This window comes from Methanosarcina vacuolata Z-761 (genome assembly GCF_000969905.1).
Classification (GTDB): Archaea; Halobacteriota; Methanosarcinia; order Methanosarcinales; family Methanosarcinaceae; genus Methanosarcina; species Methanosarcina vacuolata.
On sequence record NZ_CP009520.1, the window covers coordinates 3,102,307 to 3,127,850 of the forward strand.

At 37.6% G+C, this 25,544-nt stretch carries 16 protein-coding genes and 1 pseudogene; 9 read left to right on the top strand and 8 right to left on the bottom strand.

Features of this window, described 5'->3' with window-relative positions:
• Window positions 1-245 precede the first annotated feature (245 nt).
• Window positions 246-449, top strand: coding sequence for a hypothetical protein (locus MSVAZ_RS20470; RefSeq protein ID WP_048156873.1), 204 nt, complete (start codon window positions 246-248; stop codon window positions 447-449).
• Here MSVAZ_RS20470 and MSVAZ_RS12800 read toward each other — a convergent pair.
• From MSVAZ_RS12800 to MSVAZ_RS12815, 4 genes are read right to left on the bottom strand one after another with little or no spacing between them, the layout of a single operon-like run.
• Window positions 444-2,039 (bottom strand): hypothetical protein, encoded by a 1,596-nt coding sequence (locus tag MSVAZ_RS12800; RefSeq protein WP_048121529.1) that lies wholly within the window; start codon window positions 2,037-2,039, stop codon window positions 444-446. The genes MSVAZ_RS20470 and MSVAZ_RS12800 overlap by 6 nt on opposite strands.
• On the bottom strand, window positions 2,020-3,498 hold the full coding sequence (locus MSVAZ_RS12805; RefSeq protein WP_048121531.1) for a hypothetical protein: 1,479 nt from the start codon (window positions 3,496-3,498) through the stop codon (window positions 2,020-2,022). The genes MSVAZ_RS12800 and MSVAZ_RS12805 overlap by 20 nt, the downstream gene beginning before the upstream one ends.
• Window positions 3,485-6,610, bottom strand: a complete 3,126-nt coding sequence (locus tag MSVAZ_RS12810) for a tubulin-like doman-containing protein (protein WP_052727976.1) — start codon at window positions 6,608-6,610, stop codon at window positions 3,485-3,487. Before MSVAZ_RS12810 ends, MSVAZ_RS12805 begins: the two co-directional genes overlap by 14 nt.
• On the bottom strand, window positions 6,607-7,323 hold the full coding sequence (locus MSVAZ_RS12815; RefSeq protein WP_048121533.1) for a hypothetical protein: 717 nt from the start codon (window positions 7,321-7,323) through the stop codon (window positions 6,607-6,609). The genes MSVAZ_RS12810 and MSVAZ_RS12815 overlap by 4 nt, the downstream gene beginning before the upstream one ends.
• 660 nt (window positions 7,324-7,983) lie before the next feature.
• Here MSVAZ_RS12815 and MSVAZ_RS12820 point away from each other — a divergent pair.
• Window positions 7,984-8,679, top strand: coding sequence for a type 1 glutamine amidotransferase (locus MSVAZ_RS12820; RefSeq protein WP_048121535.1), 696 nt, complete (start codon window positions 7,984-7,986; stop codon window positions 8,677-8,679).
• Between the two features lie 47 nt (window positions 8,680-8,726).
• Here the strand turns inward: MSVAZ_RS12820 and mprF are convergent, their stop codons facing one another.
• Window positions 8,727-11,372, bottom strand: coding sequence for a bifunctional lysylphosphatidylglycerol flippase/synthetase MprF (gene mprF, locus MSVAZ_RS12825; RefSeq protein WP_048121537.1), 2,646 nt, complete (start codon window positions 11,370-11,372; stop codon window positions 8,727-8,729).
• A gap of 770 nt (window positions 11,373-12,142) precedes the next feature.
• Here mprF and argH point away from each other — a divergent pair.
• Together argH and gatD are read left to right on the top strand one after the other, a co-directional pair.
• The gene (argH, locus tag MSVAZ_RS12830; RefSeq protein WP_048121539.1) at window positions 12,143-13,618 is read left to right on the top strand and encodes an argininosuccinate lyase; all 1,476 of its coding nucleotides are present in this window, start codon (window positions 12,143-12,145) and stop codon (window positions 13,616-13,618) included.
• A 366-nt stretch (window positions 13,619-13,984) separates the two neighbouring features.
• Window positions 13,985-15,259, top strand: coding sequence for a Glu-tRNA(Gln) amidotransferase subunit GatD (gene gatD / locus MSVAZ_RS12835; RefSeq protein ID WP_048121541.1), 1,275 nt, complete (start codon window positions 13,985-13,987; stop codon window positions 15,257-15,259).
• 87 nt (window positions 15,260-15,346) lie between these two features.
• Here the strand turns inward: gatD and MSVAZ_RS21945 are convergent.
• Window positions 15,347-15,686, bottom strand: a pseudogene (locus MSVAZ_RS21945) (hypothetical protein); the annotation flags it as partial.
• A gap of 432 nt (window positions 15,687-16,118) precedes the next feature.
• On the opposite strand from MSVAZ_RS21945, the gene MSVAZ_RS12840 reads away from it, so the two are divergent.
• Together MSVAZ_RS12840 and MSVAZ_RS12845 are read left to right on the top strand one after the other, a co-directional pair.
• Complete coding sequence (locus MSVAZ_RS12840; protein ID WP_048121542.1) at window positions 16,119-18,380, top strand: tetratricopeptide repeat protein; 2,262 nt, start codon at window positions 16,119-16,121, stop codon at window positions 18,378-18,380.
• A 145-nt stretch (window positions 18,381-18,525) separates the two neighbouring features.
• Window positions 18,526-18,858, top strand: coding sequence for a hypothetical protein (locus tag MSVAZ_RS12845; RefSeq protein WP_048121544.1), 333 nt, complete (start codon window positions 18,526-18,528; stop codon window positions 18,856-18,858).
• Between the two features lie 18 nt (window positions 18,859-18,876).
• Here the strand turns inward: MSVAZ_RS12845 and MSVAZ_RS12850 are convergent, their stop codons facing one another.
• The gene (locus MSVAZ_RS12850; protein WP_048124026.1) at window positions 18,877-19,239 is read right to left on the bottom strand and encodes a VOC family protein; all 363 of its coding nucleotides are present in this window, start codon (window positions 19,237-19,239) and stop codon (window positions 18,877-18,879) included.
• Window positions 19,240-19,377: 138 nt separating this feature from the next.
• Between MSVAZ_RS12850 and MSVAZ_RS18930 the strand changes: the two genes are divergently transcribed.
• The 3 genes from MSVAZ_RS18930 (at window position 19,378) to MSVAZ_RS12865 (ending at window position 24,501) form a co-directional block, all read left to right on the top strand.
• Window positions 19,378-21,399: a tetratricopeptide repeat protein gene (locus tag MSVAZ_RS18930; RefSeq protein WP_052727977.1), complete on the top strand. Its 2,022-nt coding sequence runs from the start codon at window positions 19,378-19,380 to the stop codon at window positions 21,397-21,399.
• Between the two features lie 248 nt (window positions 21,400-21,647).
• On the top strand, window positions 21,648-23,234 hold the full coding sequence (locus MSVAZ_RS12860) for an IS1634 family transposase (protein ID WP_048121546.1): 1,587 nt from the start codon (window positions 21,648-21,650) through the stop codon (window positions 23,232-23,234).
• Between the two features lie 52 nt (window positions 23,235-23,286).
• Entirely contained in the window at window positions 23,287-24,501 is a 1,215-nt protein-coding gene (locus tag MSVAZ_RS12865; protein ID WP_048121548.1) for an ATP-grasp domain-containing protein, read from the top strand.
• 122 nt (window positions 24,502-24,623) lie between these two features.
• Here MSVAZ_RS12865 and MSVAZ_RS12870 read toward each other — a convergent pair whose 3' ends face one another.
• Window positions 24,624-24,986, bottom strand: a complete 363-nt coding sequence (locus MSVAZ_RS12870; RefSeq protein WP_048121550.1) for a SpoIIAA family protein — start codon at window positions 24,984-24,986, stop codon at window positions 24,624-24,626.
• Between the last annotated feature and the right edge of the window lie 558 nt (window positions 24,987-25,544).

A 25,544-nucleotide genomic window follows, 5' to 3' on the forward strand; every position in this document is an offset into this window, starting at 1 on the left:
GGATTTTCCTGTTTTTATAATCTTTTTGAACCCTCACTTTCTATTTTTACGGCCTTTCTTTTTTAGATATTTTACTTAAGGCCATCACAAGTGTTAAGACGAATATTATAGCAAGGAATATTATGTTTACGGGGCTGGTTAAATCTGAATAGTTATTGACAAAACCAGCAGTGAGAACATCAGTATTCCCAAGACGTAGTCCGTAGTAGGCTCCTTCTATAATTAATACTATAAGTGATACTAAAATGGCTATTAGAAAACTGCGTATTATAGTGTCAGACTTCATTCTTGATCAGCTTTATAACTACACACTGGAATATAAATACGTTTATTTCAGCCGGGTACTCTGCGGGTTTGCCTGGGAGAGTGAAACTTTCCACGAACAGCAGAAAGTTAAGCTATACTTTGGTCATGGGCAATGTATGGCTGGAACCCGTTGTAAATTATGAAAAAATGGAAAGTAAGTAATCAAAAGCCTTCTCTAAATAAAGAAATAAAGATGGGGCTAAATAGATATAAAAATAAGATGCAGTTATGATGATTATAAACAGAGCACTAGTATAAAAAATTATTCTGATATTCCTGCTTTTCTTCCCTTGTTTTAGTGTTTTTTTTGTTTTCAGGTAGTCTGTACCTTGAATTTGATCCAGATTTTCAGCTTCGTCTTCACTTAGCTTTAAAACAAAATCATTTTTTTTGATACTAACCAGATCTTCGATCAAAGTCCCGAGAAGGATTCTTCCTTCATCTTTTGGCTTTGGAGGCGCTTCAGCGGCAATGAACTTTAAAAAGCTAATTTTGTCTGAATATTCAAATAGTTCTAGTGCCTTTTTAATTTCTTCCTTAAAAGATTTGTACTTAGAATTTTTTAAAGAGTTCTGTGCCCGCCTGCCACCTAAATTGTTTAGAGATGATTTCTCCAGTGAGGTATTACTAAAGAGCAAATTAAACAGGTCTTCATCATGTTCTTTGTATATACCTATTATAAGGTCTTTAATTGGGCCTTCAATATATACATTATTTGAGATTAATACTTTATAAAGATCTTTTTTACATTCTGGAGATTCAATTTTGTTATATATATCTAAGAGAACCTTTTTAATAATGGAATTACTGATATCAGCAGGTTTTTTGACTAACCCTTGAAATATTTCAACTTTCTCTTTATCCTCAAATTCGTTTAAAACTAGATCAGAAGGACTACGATAATGCAACGAGTCATTTAATATTTTATTTACAACAGGGCTTATAAAGTCTGATTGAGTTTGACTTCCTTTTGAATGAGAAGTTTTATCTTTTAAGGGTTCTTTACTCAGGTCTTTATAAAAATCCCATAATTCTGATTCAGAAGATTTTCTGTATTTTCCGTTTTCTCCGATCTCAAAATCTGGGTTCGGTTTCATCAAACTAATAGATACTTCCGTCTCCGAAGGATACTGAGAAACATCTACACTAAACGTATATCTATACCTTAATCTTTCAATTAATCTAATAATTAAGGAAAGACCACTACTGAGGTCCGAGACCTTAACTGATACTTTTCTGCCAGCAAGAATCTTACCTGCTGTGTATTCTAAAACATCATCATTTATCTGAATTTCTCTTATATTTATAAAATCCTTTTCATCCCAAAGCCCTACTAACCTGTATTTCTTCAAATCTAGTCTCTCTACCTCAGATTCGACACCTTCATATAACTGCTTTAATGACTGAATATCAGAAAATTGCTTTAATAACTGAATATCAGAATTAACTCTATTTTCGGAATGTAAATTTTTGTAGACCTGAATGAACACAATTCTTTCTTCTCTTCCATTATCAGTTTTTACACTCAAACTACATCCCAAAATTACTTCGTTTCCGTATTCTTTTGACTTTAAATAGAAAGCACTCCTTTTTGTATCAAGCTGCGTTGCCAGTTCAGTGTATTGTCCAAAAAGTATATTGCCTTTTAATAGCTGGCCCGTTGAATTATATATCCCGTAAGGAGCAAAATCCTTTGGAGTTCCTTCAAGAGGATTAGAAGCTGAATTTTTCAATCTCAACAACCCTCCAGGGATTTATTTTTAGACATTTTTGTTGCGTTTCTGCATCCCCATATCCCATAATCTGAGGTTTCATGGTTGCATCCACACTAACGGTGTACATATAGATCGGTATTTTTTCTGATTTATTCACAATTTCCTTGAATGTGTTAATTTCATAAAACATTTTATATATTTTATGTTCTATATCTTCCGCTTCTTTTGAGTTTTCAAGAATCTGAGAGAGGTCCTCGAACTTATCAGTCTTAGTTACTACAATCGCATACGATTTCTCATCCCCAAATGTACTGATGATATGTGAGTATTGACCGAAAAGTTTTGTCAAATTATGTTTACCATCACCATCACGGAAATTAACGATATAATCCCCATCCACAAGGAAAATGATTTTACCTGCATTTACTAAACTTTTATATATATGGGCAAAAACAACTTTCTCCACAGACTGTGCAAAGTTATCAGGATTAGATTTTTGCAATTCCGTTACATAACTCATATCTTCTATTTTATTATTCAGTTCGACAGTTTCTGTACCGAAACTGTCGTGAAGGTCATCAATTGTTTTCTGATATATAGTTGAGTCAAAATCTTTTGTATGTTCTCCCCCATAGTCGATAAATTTCATTCTTACAGGCTTAAATCCTTTTTTACCTGATAACTTATATAGTGCAAGATCTGTCCGGAGGTTGCTTTTTGGTAGTTCTCCGTTTTCCAGAGCAGCGAGCATATTTCCAATCTTTAAACTTTCTTTGTTTTTTTCCGATACAATAAATTCTTTTCTTTCACCTCCTAAAAAAGCTATGAACTGATCATATAACGCAAGCAGCAATAATGTTTTTCCCGATCCTGATGGACCATATACAAATACATCATAAGCCCTTATACCGTGAATGGTCTCCTTCAAAAGGAACAAAAATATAAACAAAATTACTATTAAAAATATAAATTTTGAAATCTCGTTTTGTGGGATTTCTTGAAAAGACTCATTCATAGTAGTAAAAGCTCGAATGATTAGATATAATGAGGTAAATACAAAAAAGGCCATGATCAACCGACGTAAATACATCGCAAGTCTGTCAAAGGAATTTTTAAAATATGAATAAAAACTTAGGTATCCACCTTCTAACATTCCAAGTATGAATCCGTCAACAAGTAAAAATCCACTTACGTAAAAGACATACAAAAATGGCAAGAACACTGAAAGTAAGAAAATTCCTCCAATTATGGAGTTTCGCTCAAGAATCATCCCAATTGCACTGGAAATAAAAGATGCTACGAGAAAACTGAGAGTGAGCTTTACGTACCATTTTGTATCTGCTATCCAGTAGGACCTACTCATATATAAAAAAATAAGAGATAGGAGAAACCCAACTAAAACAAAAATAATTTCTAAATTTGTATTATTTATAGTGATGTCCAGGCCTAAAACTGTACCTTTTTTACTTATTCTCAAGTTTCAAGGCCTCCTTTAATGGCTTCACTTCATAAAGGTTCTTGATTTGCTGGGGTATTTCCTCTATCCTTTCATTATTTGCAATATTTCCTGCTTCTTCTGGACTTAAGAGAACATTTCGAGTTATGTATTTTCCATCCTGAAGTTTGAGGACGTGATGCAGGATATTTTCCTTATTCTTTGCATAAATTTCCCAGTACCCTCCTCCAGCTACAAGTGGGTAAATATTGTCAAGAAAACTTGATGCGGCAAAAAAGGTAAGAGCAATCTCCCAGGGTTTCGTATGTCCGTGAGTAGTAAACAGGGAATCATTGGGATGCTGCAAAGACAGGCTCTGATTGATATCTACGCCGATCTTGCTCTTCATGAGTTCAGAACGTACATATCCGGAGGTGGATGATACAACTAAAGCAGCTTTATCAAAAGTCCATCTTTCGGTATCAGTTAGTGAAATTTTTAAATAATTTACTCCAAGTGTTCTACTGTCAAATAAATTCTGATATTTGGCTCTTGCAAGGTTTATGAGTTTGTCAAGCTCTGATTTTCCGTTCGTATCCATGTCAAGGTTGCCCATATCAGATTTGTCTTCCACAAGAGACAGTATCTGGGGGTTAACACTTCCAAGTTTAGTTTTGTATATGCCATTCGTCGTTGCAATATCTATTTTTTTATTGATGTTCTCAAAATGTTCATAGAAAGAATCATAATGTCGAACGAAAGCTGCCCGGGTTGAATATGTTTCGTTCATGGAGACATCGACTTTTTCAAGCATATTCCGCTGAAGGTTCTTTTCTTTGAGTTCTCCCTCCAGACCTTCTTTGTATTCAGATAGCTCTTCCTTCTTTTTGAAGTAGCTAGCATCTTCCAGATAGAGATCTCTCAGATACTCTCGCAAAGATTTCCTGATTTTTGCCTTGTCATCGGATATGAATATTTCATCTAGTTTTTCAGTGCTTATATTATTATTAAGATCAGTAAATATAAAATTATTTATATGTTCTCGAAGTTCATCATTCTTTTTAATTAAATCTATAGTCAAAAAATTATCCGGTATGACTATAGTAAAGGGGGGATCGAGACGAATACCCCATTGTTTTTTATTTAAATTGATATAATCTTCTGCTTTTCCAGCTTCTTGTTTATATTTATTTTTCAGTGCCTGTTTGTTCCCTAATATAAGCCTACGAAAGCTGAACTTTTCAACTTCTTCGGACATATAGTTATAAAAATAATAATTAGTGATAGCATCAATAAATTTACTTAGGTTTTCAAGATCATATTCATTATCTTTTGAGACTGCCTCAATTTCTGTTTTAATATTTTTAGTGCCTGCAGATAAAAACCAATTATTTTTATCTCTCCCCACAACTTTCCCGGTGCTCAGTTTTTCTATATATTCATCTAATATTTCTTTCAACTTTCGTTCTTTATCAGGAAGGTATTTGATATTCCTGTTGGTTTGCGCATAGACCCCAAGGTCACTATCGATATCGTTTAAGATATTATTGATGTTTTCATCTACTCCGGTGGAAACAGAATCTAACTCAGCTATATCTTGCTTGTTGACCTTCAGCTTCGTATTCAGAGTTTGAATTTCCTGACTCTTAGCGTTCAGCGCTCCATGAAGAGGAGAGATTTCCAGTTTTCCTTTCAGGATATTGATCATTACAGACCTGCACTCTTCATTCTCAACAACTGCAACCCGTTTGAATAAACTTGCAGTTTTTTCGAGCGTCTCGAGAGCTTCTGGAATCAAGCGGAATAATTTTTTATCGGTTTCATCTTTGAGTTCAGGTGGCGTAACGCCTTGAGTGGAATACTTAGCTCGTGAAATATAAGACGTCAGTTCATTATATGTTCCAATCTCATCAAATTGAATATCTGAAATATTATAGCCAATGAATGTCTTTATATTTTCCACGCTGTGGTACCTGAGCCGTTCTGCGATGTCGTTTGTCCATACTCTTATGATATTTTCACACTCGGTTTTTAGGAACCCAAAGACTTCAGTCGTTGGAGCGGATTCTCCATTTATATTGAACTTAATAAGGAGCCCTTCAACAGCCTCGTTTATTTTTTTCCTTGCAACAACAATCTCCCCGAGTTCGTCAACAATCTGGCTGTACCGCTTCTTTAATTTCCTAAGTTCTTCTACGGGATATTCGATTACATGCGAATCAGCAAACAGAAAAGATGAATAGGGCTTTCTTGTGTCACATAGGTGAATATCACTGTTCTCTATATGGAAGAAGTTAATGAGAATCTGCGGGAAGACAGAATCAAAGTCACCTACGGCTTCTAACTCATGCTGTCCGTTGGCATATTCCGTGGGACCCAGGGTTGTAAATATTATATGATCGAAAAGGTTCTCATCACGAAACACATTTAAGTATTCAAGCTCTGTAAGAGAAATGGCAGCATTAAGCTGTTCTTTTTTTCCTTCTTTTGTTGTTGGAAGCACTGCAAAGAGATATATTTTATTTTCCTGTTTTTTCTTGATATATCTTGCAAGATCTATGAACATGCCTGAGCCAGTACCTCCCCCGACCCCTACTATAATAGCTGTGGCTTCAGTAGTCGAAAATGTTGGAAATCCATTCGACTGCCCTTCACTCAGAACTTTATACAGAATAGCTTTTGAGACAGCCCTTCTGCGATGCACACCACCCCCGAAGTCGTCCATGATGAAGGGATCAATACCTTTCAGGCCCTGGAAGGTAACTCCATTTTCGGGATCATTCAACCACCAGGTATTGATCGAGCGGAATCCCTTTATGCTCGCTGAAACTTTAGAGCTGGTTAAATCGGATACATTTGTAACATTTGCAAGTTCTGGCAGATAGTAGGATTTAAATTCGATGTTTCCCGCGCTCTCCAACTTATTTACTTTCGCCATGATTTTTGTTGCCAGCTCCTCATCTATTTCAGATTCATTGGCGTCCGTATCCATTGTATAAATTTTAAGTTTGTTTCTGCCCTTAGAGTAGTAGTGGAGCAACCAATCATAATCGCATATCTCACGAGCAAGTTTTTTTCCGCATCCTCCCAAACCTATGATTGTTAGATTAGTAGGATATTTTAAAGATTGCCTTGAGTCGTCCATGTCTGTCATTCGATAACCTCTCGGCTGTTATTCATTCTTATACCGATTATAATACCGATTATTAGGCCCGCACCCACACCTATAATAAGCCACCAGTATGAAGGCCATTCATCATCTTCAGTCAAATGATCAGCAAGTGTTTTTGACTCTGTAACAAGTCCTTTGTCGTGAAGGTCCTGCAGATAGGTCTTGAAAAAAGGGTCATCTATTTTATTTATTTGTTCTCTGAATGATTCAACTTCCGGAAGTGAAATTTCGAAGGGGCGTGTTTCCACGCTTTCGATCTGATCTCCTTTGCTATTTATAAGCGTGATTCTATCATAAGCATAGCCCGTATTTTTTTTATATTTAATGAGTGTTACACCATCATACTGTTTTTCTTCAGATATATGCGGAATTTGCCCTTTAATATTAACAACGATTTTTGTTGTGCTTTCATTAACCGGGAAATCGAATTTGTTGGAGTCACTTGTAACTTTTAAATTTGTGATATTATATAAATGAGAATTATCAATTTTAACCAAATCTGTGTCAAAAGATATGTAATCTGCAGCTGGTGAAATATTATTTATTGTTAGTGTATAATTTATTACCTGTCCCTCTGAAACTTTATCTTGTGTTTGACCGTTAATCTCAACATTTGTTGCTAATGCTGTACTTCCAAGAAGTAAAAGTAAGAACAGTGATAAAAATAAGTAGTTTACACTCTTGAACGATTTCATTTTTTATTACACCGTCGCTTTAAATTATTCAACAATAGATTTTCTATTAAACAGTTAGAATATTGAAGTCTTTTTAATTAAATATTTGTTTAAATATTAATATATTATAACTTACACATTTATCGTAAACATGGTAAATATTTAGGTATTAACAAGAATGATAGTCATAAACTAAACATTAAGAAATGCAGTTAATCAGTAGAGTCTAATTTCTCATTCGGATATATAACTCAAACCAATGGTAAACCACTGAAAAAGCAGACCAGGAAGAATAAGAGCACAGAGATTTCAGTACTCTCAATGGTTATAAAGTCTGAATTGAGTCTTTTCCATGCCCGTTGGTGTTTCTACTTATAAATTTGGATTATAGTGTTTAACTGTGTATTAATTTGTGCATTGACTATAAATAGTTTACACTATTGAGTGACCTTATTAACTCACAACTTTACCAACAGTTAAATACACATTGGCAGTCTGTACTGGATTTCACCTGACATTTCGCAAATATTTTTAAGAAAATAACATTATTCTGCAATTATTCAGCCTGAGTAAAACAACATCCGATTCGCATAAAGTATGACCTATCCAGATCCATTTCATTTAAGGTTTAAACAAGTGTTGAACTATTTATTTAAATGAAAGAACAAAAAATGACCTCTTATGAAAATCCACGTTCTCCAGCATTCTTCCATAAATACCCTCGGCACCATTGAAGAGTACGCAAAAACTAAAAACTACAGGCTTGAATCAACCCGTTTTTACGAAACGATAAGCTCTCCAGAACTTGATACTTTTGACCTTCTTATCATCATGGGCGGCCCGATTGGAGTTTACGACTATAAAGAAAATCCCTGGCTGAGAGATGAAAAAACGTTTATCAAGCAGGCAATCGAAGCAGGAAAACCTGTACTGGGAATCTGCCTCGGTGCACAATTGCTTGCCGATATCCTTGGGGCCCACGTATATGAAAATAGGCACATGGAAATGGGATGGTTTCCTGTAAAGGCGCCCGGAAGCGAGAATAAGCCGGAATTTCTTGAAGGGCTGCCGGACGAGATAACAGTTTTTCACTGGCACTCCAGGACTTTTGACCTTCCCGCAGGGGCCGTTCAGCTTTTTGAAAGCGAAGGCTGCAAGAATCAGGGGTTTATCTACAATGGCAGGGTTGTAGCACTTCAATTTCACCCTGAAGTAAATGAAGACAGAATTCTGAGTTTGATCAAGCGGTTTGGGGATGTGATGGCAAATGGGCCGTTTGTTCAGAAAAAAGAGGAAATGCTCGGGCAGAGCAAATATCTGGCTGCCACAAAGGAATTCATGTTTTTAGTGCTGGATAAATTTGAAAAAATGATTTAAAGAGTGTTGAACTATTCAGCTATTCGGTCATTCAACCGGCAGAAGACTCAGGTGAGTTCTTCGGATGGCTTTTCCGGTGCCTGATGCCCTGTGAGGCTTGCTGTCCGTTTATTTTCTTTTGAGAAAATTCCTTTCATTCCTCCTGAGATCAAGGCTGCAATATCTTTCAACACAAGGCCCTGTTTTAGCCCTTTGGGAAGAGCAATATATTTCGGGCTCCAGACAGGGTTGAATTTCTCTTTAAAATCCCGAAGTCCTTTATAGTTATAAAAGTGTTCTCCGTGGGTAAAGATTAAAGACCCGATTTTATGCCACATCGGAGCGAATTGCCGCGTTTCAAGCCCTGACAGTGGAGCCATCCCGAGTGAAAAACGCCTGTACCCTTCTTCTTTTCCCCAGAGCATGAGCTTGACAAAAAGATATTCCATCGTCCTGTCAGGGGCGTCGGGCTTGTGGCGCATGAGGTCAACACTGATTTCTTCATTATCCGCGCCTGTCCAGATATTTGCAAAAGCAACGATTTCGGACTCGTTCCTGACAAGGGCAATAGGGAAATTACTCAGGTATTTCTCGTCAAAGTAGCCAATTGAGAATCGCTTTTCTTTTCCTGCTTTCATTTCCAGCCAGGCATCCGAGATATTTCGAAGTTCAGGCATAAGGCTCCGAACCTCTTCTTTAGAGACAATTTCAAACCAGTATCCTTTTTTCTCCACATTCCTTACGGTATAACGGAAATCTTTGCTTGCACTTCCTTCCAGGGTAAAAGTCTCAAGGGGAACTTTCGCCTCTTCCCCGATTTTTATAAGTGTCAGGCCAAGGTCAAGATAAACCGGAATATATTTTTCGCTCACCTCATAGAAAGCAGCCCTTCCCTGGTGCAGCTTGCTCATTTCATAAAAGTCCCAGATCAGCTCTTTTGCCTGGCTGCTGGTTCCAACGATATCTCCCATTGCAACCCAGGTTTTTCCGGAAACTCCATACATTAAAAAAGCCTTCTTTTCATCATCAAAAAGCAGATATTTGTCCCTGGTAAATACCAGGTTTCCAGCCGTTTCCTCACTTTGATTAATAATTCTTTTTGCAAGCTCCATCTCATCTGCCCCTGGAATGTGAATGTCCCTGGAAAAGGGGCTCAGGATTTTTGCCATCCCAAGAACAAGAAGCAGAATGAAAGCTCCAACCGTAGCCCTTAAAAAACTGGAGGCCTGGGAATTGACCCCGAACTGCCACCAGAGTTCGTTTGAATATTCCACATTATGGTATGAAAAAAATCCAAGCCATACAAAGCTTACGAAGACCAGGATTATTGCAATTACATTACTCCTGCTAAAAGACTGATGCATAAGCGAGGATTTTCTGTAAAAATATTTTCTGCAGGGAAGCAAAAATAAAAACAGGATAAAAAGAATCGAAGCTTCATGGTAATCAAAGCCTTTCAGGAGGGCAAATATTCCGCCCATCAAAAGTACGGAAAGAGAAAGAATATAGGCTCCGTCAATTCTTTTCCAGAGGCCGTTTGCCATGAGCAGAAGTAATACTCCCATAATGCTTCCAAAAAGCCTGGAGGCTTCGATTAAAGGAAGAGGAATAATGTAATTGAGGTCATGCAGGTACCTTGGATCTGAAGGTAGAGCTCCGGAAAAGAGAAGGGAAACTCCTCCAAGGAAAACAAGAATCGAAAAGACCTGAGGCGCTAGCTCGGACAGGCTTGAATACGTAGCTTTTTCAATTTTCCTCAGGAATTCGTCTCTCTCTTGATATTCATAGAACATAAGGGCCAGCAGCCCAATAAGGAAGGGCATGAAATAGTAAATTGTCCTGAAAAGGAGAAGCGGTTTAATTATATCGACCGTACCGAAATACGGTTCCAGCATAAACAGCATAAGGGTTTCAAAAACCCCAAGTCCACCCGGGACAGTACTTATCAGCCCTATAATCTGCGCCAGCGCAAAGAACACAAGGACATGAAGCAGGGTAAGATGTGGATTTGAAGGCAAAAGGAAATAGATAATACTTCCCGAAAGCAGGTAATCTACTGACGATAAGCCAAGCTGCAAGAACGCTATTCTCGGTTCAGGGATCCTGATCTGGTAACCTTTTGTCATGAAATTCAATTTTCTGAACGAGAAAAAGAAATAAACAGCAACACTTAGCAGTAAAAGAACTCCAATAATGTTTAACGGGATAGGGATCTCGGGCACGTAATCCGACAGTTTCACAGGATAGAATGTGAAAAGCAAACCACCGACAAAGCAAAACCCAACCCAGAAAGTGAGTATGCAGAAAATAATAATTTCCCAGATCTGGCGCAGGTTCAGCCCATTTCTTGAGTACAACCTGTATCTCAGGGAACTTCCTGTCAGGATATTAAAACCAACACTATAACTTATGGACGTACTGATAAAAGAAGCCCTGGCAGTCTGCTTATAAGGCAGAGGATTATTAATATGGCGAACTGCCAGGTAATCATAACCTGTTAAAGCAAGATAACTCAAGAAGGTTAAAAAGAACGCAAGCTCTATATGGCTCAGTGGAATGCTGGTAATACTTTTGAGTACATACATCGAGTGCAAATGGCGTACCTGTTTATCCAGAGTCCACAAAGCCAGAGAAAATATAACCACTGGCAGAAGGTAGCCTGCAAACCTCTCTATTTTAAGAGTCTTTTCCCTCATACTTTCTTTGTCTGTCATTGAGATCAGCGTTTTTCACTTACCTTTTTTCTCGCTTAATTCGTTCATAATTTCTAACCTGACTTATTCATAATTTCTAACTAAGCTCTTTATTAATTTCTTATTTAAACCTTTTTAAATTTTTTACGTAATTTTTTTTTAATTGCTTAGCAAATATTTTTAATTTTGTGTTTTAACAGACAAAGTAATTTCCTTAAAATATATACATATCGGCTCTAATCCCAGGAAACTTCTCAAAATATTTGTTTTGAGTTAGAGAATTTATTAAGTTGCCTATTGCAGAAGAATTAAAACAAAAAGTAAAGAAGAAATGTAATAATTCAGGATGTATCAATAAAGCCTGTAAACACCAACTACATGAATTTGAAGAGGATACGAAATTTCCACTCAATTTGAAGAGGATACGAAATTTCCATTCAATTTGAAGAGGAGACCTAAAAAACAGTTGCCTACCTGAACAGTTAGCCTTAAAAGAAAAACAAGGATAACTTCCCGAAACCGATTCATATTTAAGCGTTTGAAATAATACCACGCTACAAATGTTACTTTAAATCTTGCATCAAGTATTTCATTTAAGTCTTATATTAAATCTTATAAGCCTCATATTAAATCTCAGGTTAAATCTTATAAGCCTCATATTAAATCTCAGATTAAATCTCAGATTAGTTTCACAGATATATTGCCACAGACATTAACAGAAATTAGATTCGTATCAACAGGAATTATACTCACACCTACCCATATCACAAAAATCAGAGAGAGGAAAACCGATGAGCAATATTTTACGCAGAGGCAGGCTGGAGGCTGCCCAGGACGAGGAAATTTTACGTTATACCTCCTCTATGGAAGCTGACAGGTGGATTTTTGATGCTGACATAGCAGTAGACCTTGCCCATACAGTAATGCTAAAAGAGCAGGGCATCATAAATAGGGAGGACTGCAGCAAAATCCTTAGTGGGCTTTTGAAAATCCGGGAAGAAGGGATGGAAAAGCTCGATTTCAGCTATGAAGACATCCATATCTCTCTTGAGTCAAGACTCATCGATATGGTTGGGGAAGACGTTGGGGGCAGGATGCATTCTGGGCGTTCCAGAAATGATGAGGTTGCGACCTGCATCAGGCTGGTGCTCAGGGAAGAACTGACCGGGCTGCTTGAAGAAATCCATAAGCTGAGGCAAACGCTTCTTACCCTTGCGGAAAAACATACCGAGACGCTCATGCCTGGTTTTACTCACATGCAACATGCCCAGCCGACAACGCTTGCTCATCACCTCTGCGCCCACGAAGCCGCTCTTGGCAGGGACTTTGATAGGGTTCAGGACGCTTACTCCAGGGTAAACCTCTGCCCGCTTGGGGCTGCTGCTTTTGCTTCCACGGGATTTAACCTGAACAGGAAAAGGACCCAGGAGCTTCTGGGCTTTGACGGCTTGCTTGAAAATTCAATGGACGCGGTCAGCACCAGAGACTTTCTTATTGAATGCGCCTCAGGATTTACAAACATCATGATAAACCTGAGCCGCATGGCCGAAGAACTTGTAATATGGTCCACTTCCGAATTCAATTTCATAGAACTGGACGACATGTACGCTTCTACTTCTTCAATCATGCCGCAGAAGAAAAATCCTGACACTGCCGAACTTATGCGCGGGAAAACAGGAGTAGCAGTGGGCGCACTAATGTCTCTGATTACTATCTGCAAAGGGCTTCCCCTGAGTTATAACCGCGACCTGCAGGAAGCAACCCCAAATATCTGGCGGTCTGTAGAAACGGTAAGGGCTTCAGTAAGGGTTATGGAAGGGATGATAAAAACTATGAAAGTCCACCCTGAAGTGCTTGCTGCCCAGTCAGTTACAGGTTTTACAACCGCTACCGAACTTGCGGATACCTTTGTCCGTGAAACCGGAATTCCTTTCAGGACTGCCCACCAGATCGTTGGGATGCTCGCAAGGGAAATGGAAAAACCAACTCTAGAAAAAATAGATTCCGTAGCCGAAATTGTGCTGGGCGAATCTCTTTCAAGCCGGGGGCTCACAGAGAAAATGGTAAAAGAAGCCCTGAGCCCGGTTTCGAACGTAAAGAGAAGAAAAATCACTGGCGGACCAGCTCCCGAAGAAATGCAAAATTACCTCTCGAAAAGGCAGACCGAGCTTGAACTTAACAGGCAGGAAATTGCAACCCTGAAAGATATTACAGACTCAGCTTTTGAAAATCTGCTTGCAACCGTTAATGAGTACAGGAAAACTTGAGTTATGAAGAAACAAACTCCATACTTAAGTATACTTTATGTCGATAAACTAAGTATTAATACTGAGTATTAATATTACATTGACCTCTTAAACTCAGTATTAATCTCAGTATTAATATCGGTATTAATCTCAGTATTAATATCACTATCACATTGACCTCTTAAACTTATTAGTATTAATTTCAGTATAATTTCAGTATTAATTTCAGTATTAATTTCAGTATTAATACTACTTTGACTTACCAGTATCATGCAAAATGTATAATATTGTAAAAGTAGCCAGGTATTATACAGGAATGTCTGTATGATACCGGAATACCGATTATCTATACAGCATTAAAATAAGTTATCATAAAAGGGATTATTTATGGAATTCAAACAGGGCGACCGGGTACGTATTGAAAAGAACGGCACTGTCTACGAAGGCAAAGTGATGCCGTCCATGGAAGGATATATTACAATAAAAATGAACAGCGGCTACAATGCCGGTTTTTCCACGGATAAGGTAAAGATAACTCTTCTGGGAAACAATGGAGAAAACAAAAACGGAGGCCGGAACGGCGGAAAAGGACCTAAAACGGCAGGAGAAGAGGTCCAGAAATCTGGAAAAAAGCTTCCAAAGGTCGCTATTCTTTCCACAGGCGGAACGATTGCAAGCAAAATAGATTACAGGACAGGTGCAGTAACTTCCCAGTTCACTGCTGACGATATCCTTGCAGCTATCCCTGAACTCAGAGAGATAGCTGATTTCAAAGGCAGGGTAATCTCAAGCATTCTCTCGGAAAACATGGATTCGGAGTCCTGGCAAAACCTTGCCCGTGCTGTCGTAGAGGAAATCGAGGCAGGTGCTGATGGGGTAATCGTAACCCACGGGACAGATACCATGATGTACACGGCTGCAGCCCTTTCCTTTATGATTGAAACGCCTGTGCCAATCGTTATTGTAGGTTCCCAGAGAAGTGCAGACCGTCCGAGCAGTGACAATGCCATGAATGCAATATGTGCGGCCCTTGTTGCTATTAGTGATATTGCTGAAGTTTCGGTTGTTATGCATGGAACAACCTCAGATGATTTCTGCGAGATCCACCGTGGAACGAAAGTCAGGAAAATGCATACTTCTCGCAGAGACGCCTTCAAGTCAATAAATTCCCGACCTATAGGAATCGTGGATTACGATACAAGGGAAATAAAAACTTTCATTGACTATATTAAACGTGGAGAAAGACCTCTCAAATTCAAATCAGGCATGGAACCGAAATGTGCCCTTGTAAAATTTACTCCCGGTTCAAGTCCCGAAATTCTTGACCATTACATTGACAGCGGGTACAGAGGACTGGTTCTCGAAGGTACCGGGCTTGGGCATGTTTCTACAAAATGGATTCCCGGGATCCAGAAAGCAACAGATGCAAAAATGCCTGTTATAGTTACGTCCCAGTGCCTTAATGGCAGAATCTGCGACCGCGTCTATGATACCGGCCGTGATATGCTGAAAGCAGGAGCAATCGAAGGGGAAGATACCCTGCCCGAAACCGCCCTTGTTAAACTTATGTGGGTGCTCGGTCAAACCGATGAATTTGACGAAGCTGTCAAAATGCTCAGGGAAGATCTCAGTGGAGAGATTACAAAGTGCTGTTTTAAGTAAGAAATCATATATTTATCAGATATTTAAATCAGATATTTATCAGATATTTAAATCAGATATTTATCAGATATTTAAATCAGATATTTCTTTCTTCACTTCTTTTTCCTGAACCTCATTTTTGTTTATAGTTTGAATGGTATTTGTTCGAACAGATTTGAGAAAGATTTGAGAAGATCTGCAGGACTCCAAGGAAAAGTTGAGATGGAATGGCTTAGTGATTGGCTGTTAGAGCATTTACAACAATAAATTGCCATTTTTTTCATATTTTTCCTATAGAGAGGAGAATCAAACCATAAAGGTAATCAATGCAGGTTAAAGCAACACAACGAGTTTTTGTTTGAAAACAGGATTCAAGATGTTTATCTGAAATGTATTTTTTTACAGAAATATTATTTAACTTGATGAAGTTAGATGTTATTTGTTTCATGAAACTATATTTATAATGGAAAAATTATACTTCATAGTTAACGTGGAAAGGAAATGTGATAAAGTCAAGCTAATATAAAAGTCGGAAACGATAGGAAAAAGAATATTATCTTAAAAACGCATATGAAATTCTTCTAATTACAGGCACAAAGAAATGAAAGTACTTGGAAGAACTCTCATGCCAAAAACGCATATGAAATTCTTCTAATCACAGGCACAAAGAAATGAATGTACTTGGAAGAACTTTCATGCCAAATAAATTATGTTTCATTTTTACATCAGGTGTCGAAATGTAAATTATATCACAAAAACCGATTTTTGTTATATCTATAAATCGTCATCTGTCTCACAATATAAAAAATTACTTATATGTTTCAAAACAATGAATTAAAAATTATTTTTTGGGTTGAAGTTCATTGAGGTAGGCCAGTAAATGGATAATGATATGGTAGAAGAACTGCGGAAAATCGTAGTTGAATCTCTGCAATCTGAAGAAGGAAATTTAAACAAAGCAGTTGACCTTGCAATTAACTTTTCAACAAAAAATTCGATCTCTTTCGATCAGTTATTAGATCTGATCACTCTTTGTGGGTCTGAAGGATCCTATGAATTAGTATATATATTTGCAAAGACCGCTGCAAGCTTATCAACAGGACCTTCAAAAGCAGTTGCTCATTATAATGCGGGAACTGCTTCTTACTTTTTGAACCTACCTGTGGAAGCAGAAGAACAGTATAAGCTTGCTCTGGAAGCAGACTCAAATGATGCAAGCATACACTCAAATTATGGAATTCTCCTGAAACAAATGGGGCGCCTTGAGGAGGCAGAAAAACAGTATAAACTTGCTCTGGAAACAGACCCAAAACATATCAGTACACACTCCAATTACGGTAATCTCCTTTCAGATACGGGGCGCCTTGCGGAAGCAGAAGAACAGTATAAGCTTGCTCTCAAAGCAGATCCCAAACATGTCAATACACACTCCAATTACGGTAATCTTCTTTTAGCCATGGGGCGACGCGATGAAGCAGAAGGACAGTACAAACTTGCTCTCAAAGCAGACTCCAAACATGTCAATACACACTCCAATTACGGCAATCTCCTTTCAGATATGGGGCGCATTGAAGAGGCAGAAAAACAGTATAAACTTGCTCTGGAAGCAGACCCAAAACATATCAACACACACTCCAATTACGGAAATTTCCTTTCAGATATGGGACGCCTGGAAGAAGCAGAGGAACAGTATAAACTAGCTCTGGAAGCAGACCCCAAAAACGTCAACGCACACTCCAATTACGGTAATCTCTTCCAAAAAATGGAGCGCCTGGAAAAAGCAGAAGAACAGTATAAGCTTGCTCTGCAAGCAGACCCCAATGACGCAAGCACGCACTCCAATTACGGCAATCTCCTTTTAGCCATAGGACGGCGCGATGACGCGGAGGAACAGTATAAACTTGCTCTGGAAGCAGACCCCAAACATGTCAACACACAATCTAATTACGGTAATCTCCTCCAAAAAATGGGGCGCATTGAAGAGGCGAAACAAAGATATGAAAAAGCACTCGAAATTAGGCAAAAACTCCTCAATCAAGACCCCGAAAACATAGCCTATCAGTTAGATGTAGCAATAGCAATCAACAATTTAGGCGCCTTACTTTCGGATATGGGGTACATTGAAGAGGCGAAACAAAGGTACGAAAAAGCACTTGAAATCAGGCAAAGACTCCTCCAAAAAGACCCCGAGAATGCAGCTTATCAATCTTACGTAGGAACGACGCTCAACAATTTAGGTGCCTTACTTTCTGATATGGGGCGCATTGAAGAGGCAAAACAAAGGTACGAAAAAGCACTTGAAATCAGGCAAAAACTCCTCCAAAAAGACCCCGAAAACGCAGCCTATCAATCGGATGTAGCAATAACAATCAACAATTTGGGTGCCTTGCTTTCTGATATGGGGCGCATTGAAGAGGCTAAACAAAGGTACGAAAAAGCACTTGAGATCAGGCAAAAACTCCTCCAAAAAGATCCTGAAAACGCAGCATACCAATCTTACGTAGGGACTGCGTTTAACAATCTAGCAGGAATCTACAAAGATATGGGAAGATATGAAGAGGCAATGAACCTGTATAGCAAATCTCTTGATATCCGTGAAAAATTGCTGGGGCCAGGGTATTCTGATGTTGCAAATACTCTAAACAATATGGCTGTTCTCTACAGAGAAACCGGGAGATATGAACAGGCCCTTGAAACGTTTAATCGTGCACTAGAAATCCTGAAGAATGTTTATGGATCAGAACATCCTGATTACGGATCAGAACATCCCGATTACGGATCAGAGCATTCTGATTACGGATCAAAGCATTCTGATTACGGATCAAAGCATCCTGATGTTGCAAATACTCTAAACAATATAGCTGTTCTCTACGAAGAAACCGGAAGATATGAACAGGCCCTTGAAACGTTTAATCGTGCACTAGAAATCCTGGAGAATATTTACGGACCAGAACATCCTGATATTGCAATTACTCTAAACAACATGGCTATTCTCTATAGGGAAATGAGAAGATATAACGAAGCTCTCAAAATGTTTAATCGCGCACTCAAAATCCTGGAGAGTGTTTATGGACCAGGCCACCCTTATATTCAAAAAATTCAGAGAAATATAATTAGCATTAACAAAAATACTGGCAGATAAAAAGATCCCTTCTTCAAGCTGGACGGGAATATTAAAACATTTGCATAAAAAAAATTCTGATTTATAAAAAGAGGGAGAGTAGAGAGTTCTGAATCACATTCCCGAATATAAAAAAAGTCCGAAAGACAAATTAGATGATGTTTCTGTGGATTACAGCGCCAGAGAAACTATCTTTGTACCAGGTGTTTATATACGTATAAATGAAGATACTCTAAGAGTTTGTTTAAGTAATCACCTGAAACGATTAGAGAAGAAGAGTCGCTGGACTACTCCTTATGCTATATTTGCCACTATTGTAATAGTACTTGTCACTTCTGATTTTCATGATTTTATCGTCAGTGGCGATACATGGCAAAAATTATTTTATATTGCTGGTATAATATCAGCTTTCTGGTTTATTAGCTCAGTTTTGAATGCACGAAAATCAGAAACTGTAGACGATATAATTAACGATTTAATTGAAAAAGCTCAAAAATAACGTTTAAATTATTTATTTTCATCTATTTTTGGAGTGTTCCACGTATTCTATTACCGCACCATCGGGATGTTTTACTGTCATGTTCCTGCCGGTTGGGACCTTATTCGGGCCCCGTATAATTTCTGCACCTTTTTCTTCCAGATAAGCCTTGAATTCGTCAAGAGAATCGACAAGAAAAGTAGCCTGCGTGCTTTTGAAGGGTTTTAGAGCTTCATCCGAGCCGGCTATTAGCAAAATATTCCCTACTTGAACCAGTTCAAGGCCGATTTGCGGGATTTTAAAGCGCATAGCTGCGGGAGAGCCGAGGAGTTCTTCATAGAATTCGAGGGCTGAGTTAAGGTCGTTTATGTAGAGGCGGGAGAGGGTTTGAAGGATTTTCATTATATCACAAAAACCGATTTTTGTTATACTTCTATAAATTATCATCTTTTCCACAATATAAAAAATTATATATATGTTTCAAAACAATGAATTAAAAATTATTTTTTGGGTTAAAGTTCCATTGAGGTAGGCCAATAAATGGATGATGTGATAGAAGAACTGCTGAAAATTGTAGTTGAATCTCTGCAATCTGAAGAAGGAAATTTAAACAAAGCAGTTGACCTTGCAATTAATTTTTCAACAAAAAATTCGATCTCTGCCAGCCTATTATTAGGTCTAAGCAATTCTTATGGATCAAAGGGATCCTATGAATTAGCTTATATATTTGCAAAGGCTGCTGCAAGCTTATCAATAGGGTCTGAAAAAGCAGTTGCTCATCATAATGCTGGACTAGCCGCTGATTATTTGAACTTAGTAACTGAAGCAGAAGAACAGTATAAGTTTGCTCTGGAAACTGATCCAAAACATATAGCTGCTCACTCAAACTACGGAAGGCTTCTTAAACAAATGGGACGCCTAGAAGAGGCGGAAGAACAGTATAAACTTGCTCTTGAAACTAAGCGTGCTCTAGAAACTGACCCAAAACATGTAGTTATTCACTCAAACTATGGAAATCTCCTAGAAGAAATGGGGCGACTGGAAGAGGCGGAAGAACAGTATAAACTTGCTCTAAAAATCGATCCTAACTATGCAGCCGCTCACTATAATTATGGAATTTTACTTTCAGAAATAGAGCATTGGAAAGAAGCAGAATATCATTATAAACTTGCTCTAAAACTCAATCCCAAACATGTAGATACCCACTTAAATTATGGAAATCTCCTTCAAAAAATGGATCGCCTTGGAGAAGCAGAAGAACAGTATAAGCTTGCTCTGGAAGCAGACCCCAAACACGTGAATACACACTTAAGTTACGGAGTTCTCCTGCAAGAAATGAGGCATCTTGAAGAAGCAGAAGAACAGTGCAGACTTGCTCTGGAAGCAGATCCCAAGAATGTGAATGCACACTATAATTACGGAATTCTCCTTGCAGATATGGAACGTCTTGAAGAAGCAGAAGAACAGTATAAAGTTGCAATAAAGCTAGATCCCAAGGAGCCAAATATCCATGGTGCTTACGGTTTACTTTTATTATCAAAAAATTTAGAATCAATCGAAGCTATAAACGAAACAAAAATAGCATCCCATTTATTTGAAGAACGTGGGGACAGGATAAAGGAACATTTATCTTTTGCGTGGTTTTACGAAGAACTTGCAAATAAATATTATAATTTGAGAGATTACCAAAAAAGCGGCAAGTACGCTGACAAATCAGGGGACGAATACATTGAAGCCGGAAAGCAGGCAGGAGAAAGTTTCAAGGGCACTTCTTTAACCAAAGGCTATACGCTTAAAGGAAGAGCTAAAATTCGAACACTTGAAATTAAAACTCCTTTTTACAAAAATATTATTAAGAGAATCTGGAACAAGGAATCTTACGAGATTGAAAAATTCACGAAAATCATTGATTGTATAATGGATGCATCCAGATGCTATGAAAAAGCGGCTAACGTGTCTCCAAAAGATAATCAGTTATGTGATGCCTGTTCATTTTCAATGTTTTGTCTTTCGGACATGCTCGACTATATGCTTGCAGTTACAAAGCAAGAAAAAACACCTCAGCTTGAAGACAAATTGGAAAATTGGAATGAAAAGTTGTCAATTGCTAAAAACGCGTATAAAGAGCATAGTAAAGGAGAACTCTTTATTGAATCTCTTTATAAATTAAAGGATTGCATACAAAATCTGAATAAATATAGAAAGCATGGAACGAGAGAATATGGAAGAGCTTTTGAGGAATGTCGCAAAGAATTAACTGAAATAGCAAATAATATAGAAGGTCCGCTTCAGAAAATCATCGAGGATGCAACGAAAAAAATGGATATCTGTTGTCTCAAACAATTACCTTATACAGGTACTGAGACTGGATCTATACTTCAACCCAGTAAATTATCTGAATTTTTGAATTGGACTTTAGATCCAAAAAGAATAGGAATAGGAGTATTTGGAATCATAATTACAGTTATTGTTAATCATTACAATGAATATCTTTTTTCTTTGATCAAAAGAACTGTAACTATGCTTCTCAGTAAAATACAATCCATTTTAATCTGTTTTTAGAAAAAGCTGGTTTTACTGTGCTCAGATTTATTTCATTCTAGCCCACAACAAATTATTCCACAACAAATATTACTAACCTCTTTATTATCTGGCTTCAGGTTTCAACCTTAATTCCCAAATTTTAAGCGCATACTTTTTGTATCCCTATTTTGCTCATTTAATTCGTGTGCAGATGCATACTAACTTACTCATTTCCAAACAACAATTCAAAAACTATCTATACTATTATGCGCTTATTATATAAGCGCATGAAGTCTATCCTCCGCATCAAGAAAATAAATGGAATTGAGTACTGGTACGAAGATATTCCTTATTACGATAAGGAAAAGAAACAAATTCGCCATAAATCCAAATATGTTGGCAGAAACATAAACGGTAAACCTGTTAGAGTTCGTGACGCATTAAACTCTTCCGATGAAATCGTGCAAGATGAGACTTCTTTCGTTTCCAGCAAACCTGTAAATGCTTATAACTATGGTGAGTTCCTTCCATTACAGAAAATAGTAGAAGAACTCAAAATTGAAGAGTATCTTGGTGATCTGTTCAATGAAAAAGACAGGAACATGATACTTTCAATGGCACTTAATCGTGTAATTCGTCCTACAGCTATGTATAACCTTAAAACCTGGTATGAGAATTCTGTTCTTTCTCTCCAGTGGCCTGAGTTACCCTTGAAAAGTCAAAACATCAGTAATCTACTTGCAAAAGTAGGTAATAGCGACATTCCATCCATGTTTATGGGTAAAATGTTTAGAAATCTTGGGACAAAACGCACATTAATGTACGATCTTACCAGTTTATCGAGCTACTCACAACTAATTAATCTTCTTGAATACGGATACAATAGAGACAATTGCGATCTTCCTCAAATAAATCTCTCCATGATTGTGGATAAGGAAAAAGGAATTCCGGTGATGTATGACATCTATCCTGGAAGTATTGTAGACGTTACAACTCTTAAAAATACTCTAAAAAAGATAGAAGCTCATGGAATGGAAAACTATACACTGGTAATGGATAGAGGATTTTTCAGCAAGGGAAACATTGAGGAATTAGTAAGGGAAAAGATTCCTTTTATTATGCCAGCTACAATGGCACTTAAAAGTGTCAAAGAGCTTATGAGTTCAGTACAAAAAGACATCGAAAGTCCGGAATATCTTCATAAGTTTCACAAAAAACCAATATTTGTAAAGCCAGTGACTCTTGAGGAAAAGGAATTCAAGATCAATGGATACTGTTTCTATGATCCAAAGAGAGAAATGGACGAAAAAAGCACATTTTACTCCCGTCTTTATGATATGAAGGAAAAACTGGAAGAAACAGCAATACCAGGATGGAGAAATGCGGCAGAGGTGTTCAAAGAGAGAGCAAGGGAAATGGCAAGTTTCTATTCGTGGAAAAAGATAGATGACCATTTCAAAATCAATATCAAGAAAAATGCAGTATCGCAGAGAATAAACAGAATGGGGAAGTTTTTCCTTTTTTATTATGGAGAACGTGATTGGGTAGAATGTCTCACTTACTACAGAGAAAGAGATATTGTTGAGAAAGGATTCAAAGTAATGAAAAATGATATTCAGTCGCTTCCACTAAACACAAACAAAGATTCAACAACAAAGGGATTCATTTTTGTCTGCTTTATCGGACTAATTATTAGAATGAAGCTACTGAGTATGATGAAGGAAACAAAAATTATTGAGGATTATACAGTAGAGAGTTTACTTTTAGAGCTTGAGAAGATCAGAAAAGTAGAACTGCAAAATGGAGAGGTAATAGTTACAGAACTCACAAGAAAGCAAAAAGAAATTATGGAAAAATTGAATTTATGCGCTTAAAAAAAGCGGAAGTCAGGTTTCAAACTGAAAAACAACAAGAAAGGTTAGAAAAATGTTAATCCTCGATTACCCCTATGTCTCCGAATTACTAAAAAATACTGCTGCGGAATTACAGATTCCTGTTTTAAAAAATGAAATGGCAGCCGGACTAAAGACTGAAAAAAAGCTAAACCTTCTTGAAGAAGCTGAATTTATCAAATTAATAAAAGAAAAAGGTGAATGTATCCTTTATTCCAATTCAGAAAACTCAATTGGCTGGATATCTGAAAATCTTGGTTTTACAGGGCTGCCTGAGAAAATCGAGCTTTTCAAGAACAAAGTAAAGTTCAGAGAGCTGCTTGAAAGGCTTTACCCCGAATTATATTTCAAGAGTGTTAAATTTGAAGAACTGGACGAAATCCGGGTTGAGGATATCGAAAAACCGTTTATCATAAAGCCTGCTGTTGGATTTTTCAGCCTCGGGGTGCATAAGGTTTCCACTAACGAGGAATGGGATTCGGTCCTGAAGTCCATAAAGGCTGAGGTTGAAGAGATCAAAAAGCTTTATCCGGCGCCAGTTTTGAATGTGGAGAATTTCATTATCGAAGGAAATATCGAAGGGGAAGAGTTTGCGGTTGACGCTTATTTCAACCGTGAAGGAAAGCCGGTAGTCCTCGATATCTTCAAACATATTTTTTCCTCGGAAAATGATGTCAGTGACAGGGTGTATTTTACTTCGAAAACGATTATAGAAACCTACAGGGAAGCCATTGAGGATCTTTTAAAGGAAATCGGAAAGCTGGCCGGGCTCAGGAATTTTCCCCTTCACCTGGAACTTCGAATATCGCAGGACAGGCGAATCCAGCCGATTGAACTGAACCCGATGCGCTTTGCCGGCCTGTGCGTTACTGATATTGCATATTTTGCATATGGGATTAACACTTACAGGTATTTTCTGGAACAGCTTGAGCCGGACTGGGACAAAATTCTTGCAGATAAAGAAGGGAAGAACTTCTGCTTTATTATGCTTAACAAATCGGAAGACCTCAATTTGAAGGACGTAAAGGCTTTTGATTACGAAAAACTGCTTTCAGACTTTGAAAAGCCTCTGGAACTCAGAAAAGCGGATTACGAAACACGCGGCTACTTCGGGTACATGTTTACCGAAACCAGAGACAGTAGCTGGAGCGAGATTGAAAGGATTCTGAAATCGGACTTGAGGGAATATATCACTTTCAAAGAAGTAGTGCCCGCAAGTTCTGTGCTCAAAAATAATGTTCAAAAATAATGCTCAAAAATAAAGATAATTAAAGAAGTAACTATAAATTTGCCCATTCTAAATAGTGAAGAGCCTTGATTTTTAACCTATCATTTCTATGAAGGTTCATTTACTGATTTTATTCACTGATTTCATTCACTGATCCATGTTTCTGCTTCAAGAAGCTCTTCATTCTTATAGGTCCTCACTGGAAAAGGAACAATAAACTTAATGATTTCAACGGCAACATCCATCCAGTCAACGTCTGAAACAACTGCAATCTTTTCAAAGGCTGTAATGTTCAGTATGCCAACCTTGGCGTCCTCCAGCATGGCATTAAGGGTAAACCACTCAAGTTCCTTATCCATGTGATAAAGAATACGAACCTTACCGTACATCTTGATTTTTTCCTCAACAGCAGGAATTAACACATTTTTGTAGTCATCTCCAGTTACTTCTCCACTCACATTGACTGCTACGACATTTCCCGGCAAACCCTGCATGATCTCTATCATTTAACTCCCCCTTCAGTATACAAGAACTGTAGCGCCCCACATATTCAAATGTTTTTTCCTGCAAATTGCTATCCGAGAGCAATTCAATAATTTTCTTAGCCTCATGACATTAGAGTTTTGAGTTTTTGAGTTGGTTTTTGAGTTGAGTTTTTAGTTGGTTTTTGAGTTGAGTTTTTGAGTTGGTTTTTGTAGTTGAGTTTTTGAGTTAGTTTTTGAGTTGAGTTTTTAGTTGAGTTTCTAATTTATTAATTTGAATGAATATAAACTTTGACTCGGACCATTATATTCATATCATATTCAAAAGACTCATCATGAAAAATGAATCGGACTTAAGCGGTTGAACTGAGAAAACAATAGCACCATAACCAGAAGTTGTTGAATGAAGAAATATACAAATCAATAGAAACGAATCGATAATTATAATTAAAGTTGTAGGTCTAAACATATGACCTGAAGGATAAGATCAAAGGTTTGCAAATTCAGGCGGATATTAGGCTGGTTTGATATATCCGTCATTCAAGATTTCAATCAAAAAATTACCTTATTGTAAGGAGATTA

Excerpts from the sequence above, each read along its gene's own strand:
- MSVAZ_RS20470 (WP_048156873.1), top strand. The coding sequence starts at position 246 with ATGGCTATTAGAAAACTGCGTATTATAGTGTCAGACTTCATTCTTGAT.
- MSVAZ_RS12810 (WP_052727976.1), bottom strand. The coding sequence starts at position 6,610 with ATGACAGACATGGACGACTCAAGGCAATCTTTAAAATATCCTACTAAT.
- MSVAZ_RS12815 (WP_048121533.1), bottom strand. The coding sequence starts at position 7,323 with ATGAAATCGTTCAAGAGTGTAAACTACTTATTTTTATCACTGTTCTTA.
- MSVAZ_RS12820 (WP_048121535.1), top strand. The coding sequence starts at position 7,984 with ATGAAAATCCACGTTCTCCAGCATTCTTCCATAAATACCCTCGGCACC.
- mprF (WP_048121537.1), bottom strand. The coding sequence starts at position 11,372 with ATGACAGACAAAGAAAGTATGAGGGAAAAGACTCTTAAAATAGAGAGG.
- argH (WP_048121539.1), top strand. The coding sequence starts at position 12,143 with ATGAGCAATATTTTACGCAGAGGCAGGCTGGAGGCTGCCCAGGACGAG.
- gatD (WP_048121541.1), top strand. The coding sequence starts at position 13,985 with ATGGAATTCAAACAGGGCGACCGGGTACGTATTGAAAAGAACGGCACT.
- MSVAZ_RS12840 (WP_048121542.1), top strand. The coding sequence starts at position 16,119 with ATGGATAATGATATGGTAGAAGAACTGCGGAAAATCGTAGTTGAATCT.
- MSVAZ_RS12850 (WP_048124026.1), bottom strand. The coding sequence starts at position 19,239 with ATGAAAATCCTTCAAACCCTCTCCCGCCTCTACATAAACGACCTTAAC.
- MSVAZ_RS18930 (WP_052727977.1), top strand. The coding sequence starts at position 19,378 with ATGGATGATGTGATAGAAGAACTGCTGAAAATTGTAGTTGAATCTCTG.
- MSVAZ_RS12860 (WP_048121546.1), top strand. The coding sequence starts at position 21,648 with ATGAAGTCTATCCTCCGCATCAAGAAAATAAATGGAATTGAGTACTGG.
- MSVAZ_RS12865 (WP_048121548.1), top strand. The coding sequence starts at position 23,287 with ATGTTAATCCTCGATTACCCCTATGTCTCCGAATTACTAAAAAATACT.
- MSVAZ_RS12870 (WP_048121550.1), bottom strand. The coding sequence starts at position 24,986 with ATGATAGAGATCATGCAGGGTTTGCCGGGAAATGTCGTAGCAGTCAAT.